The sequence below is a fragment of the Citrobacter sp. S55_ASV_140 genome (genome assembly GCF_018919505.1).
GTDB lineage: Bacteria > Pseudomonadota > Gammaproteobacteria > Enterobacterales > Enterobacteriaceae > Citrobacter > Citrobacter werkmanii.
Window position 1 is genome coordinate 1 of sequence record NZ_JAHLQZ010000361.1, and the last position, 1,886, is coordinate 1,886.

The window sequence follows — 1,886 nt, forward strand, 5'->3', positions numbered from 1 at the left end:
CTTCAATACCGGTGGAGATACGCAGCAGCGTTTCCGAAATCCCTGCCGCCGCGCGCGCTTCTGGCGCCATTCCCGCGTGTGTCATGGTTGCGGCGTGGGAGATCAGACTTTCAACGCCTCCTAACGATTCCGCCAGCGTAAACAATGACAGCCCGCCAAGGAAGCGACGCAGCGTTTGCTCATCGCCATCCAGTTCAAAACTCAGCATCGCGCCAAAGCCTTTTTGCTGACGCACGGCAATCTCATGCCCTTGATTATTCGGCAATGATGGGTGATACAATTTTTTCACCAGCGGCTGCGTTTGCAGATAATCAACAATCGCCTGAGCATTACGTTGCGCCACCTCCATACGCGGTGACAGAGTACGCAGGCCGCGCAACAGCAGATAACTATCAAACGCGCCGCCGGTCACGCCAATATTATTCGCCCACCACGCCAGTTCAGTGACCGTTTCCGGATCTTTCGCTATCACCACACCAGCCACCACGTCTGAGTGACCGTTTAAATATTTCGTGCATGAATGCAACACCAGATCGGCGCCCAATGCCAGTGGATTTTGCAGTGCCGGGCTTAAAAAAGTGTTGTCTACCACGCTGACTGCACCAGCTTCACGCGCCAATTGACAGATTTTCGCAATATCCACCACGCGTAGTAGCGGGTTGCTTGGGCTTTCTACCAGCACCAGCTTCGGTTTTTCCGCCAGCGCCGCCTGCAACGCCCGCTCATCACCTTGATCAACAAACAGTACGCGATAACAGCCTCGCTTTGCCAGACTGTCAAACAGGCGATAGCTGCCGCCGTAACAGTCGTGCGGCGCGACCAGCAGATCGCCAGGTTTCAGGAATACCGTCGTCACCAGATGAATCGCCGACATGCCGGTATTGGTTAGTACCGCACCCGCGCCACCTTCCAGTTCTGCCAACGCGCGCTGAACCACATCGCGCGTCGGGTTACCGCGGCGTGAATAGTCATGGGCGCGAGGCTCATTAAAGCCGGTAAAGTTATAGGTACTGGAGAGGTGAATCGGCGGGACAACGCAACCGTACTGTTCGTCGTCATTTAATCCGCTACGCACTGCGATGGTGGCCTGTTTACGCGTCATAGAGAGGAGATCCTGGCTGAGTCGGTGAAAAGTCAGGCACCAGATTAATCATAGTTACGATAGCCGTCAATACATCTGGACATCTAAACTTCTTTGCGTATAGATTGAGCAAACCGCAAATAGCCGTTAAAATTATATGCATTAGCGTACATCCGCGTCGGCTTACTTCGTGTCAGGGCCGCGCCACTACGATAAACTACGCGCAATTATGGTCCGGGCTCAGGTTCTGGCCTCAATATTAATGACGAAGAGGATTAGGTATCTCATGGCTGAATGGAGCGGCGAATATATCAGCCCATACGCTGAGCACGGTAAGAAGAGTGAGCAAGTAAAAAAAATTACGGTTTCCATTCCTCTGAAGGTGTTAAAAATCCTTACCGATGAACGCACGCGTCGTCAGGTGAACAACCTGCGCCACGCCACCAACAGCGAACTGCTGTGTGAAGCGTTTCTGCATGCTTTTACCGGGCAACCACTACCCAACGATGACGACCTGCGTAAAGAACGCAGTGATGAAATCCCGGAAGAAGCAAAGGTAATCATGCGTGAACTGGGTATCAACCCGGAAACTTGGGAATACTGATCGTTAGAGAAAGATGAAAGAAGGCGGGATTGTTCCCGCCATCTTTCACAACATTACTTACTAATCCCATTGATTTTATTCAATGTTTTTTCCATTTTGAGCGTTTCTTTACGGTTCAATGGATAGCAATAAATCAGAATGACCGCCGCCAAAAACAGGCACAAAGCCGGCAAGAGATTCGCCATCGTATAAATATTTTCC

2 protein-coding genes and 1 pseudogene are annotated in these 1,886 nt (G+C 51.4%); 1 reads left to right on the forward strand and 2 read right to left on the reverse strand.

Annotated elements, in window-relative coordinates; translation table 11 throughout:
* Positions 1-1,102: cystathionine gamma-synthase (gene metB / locus KQJ18_RS23755; protein ID WP_216422921.1), on the reverse strand; the 1,102-nt coding region annotated here is incomplete at its 3' end.
* A 265-nt stretch (positions 1,103-1,367) separates the two neighbouring features.
* Between metB and metJ the strand changes: the two genes are divergently transcribed.
* Positions 1,368-1,685: a met regulon transcriptional regulator MetJ gene (gene metJ, locus KQJ18_RS23760; protein WP_003825168.1), complete on the forward strand. Its 318-nt coding sequence runs from the start codon at positions 1,368-1,370 to the stop codon at positions 1,683-1,685.
* A gap of 53 nt (positions 1,686-1,738) precedes the next feature.
* Here the strand turns inward: metJ and KQJ18_RS24785 are convergent.
* Positions 1,739-1,886 (reverse strand): annotated as a pseudogene (locus tag KQJ18_RS24785) (MFS transporter); the annotation flags it as partial.

Excerpts from the sequence above, each read along its gene's own strand:
- metJ (WP_003825168.1), top strand. The coding sequence starts at position 1,368 with ATGGCTGAATGGAGCGGCGAATATATCAGCCCATACGCTGAGCACGGT.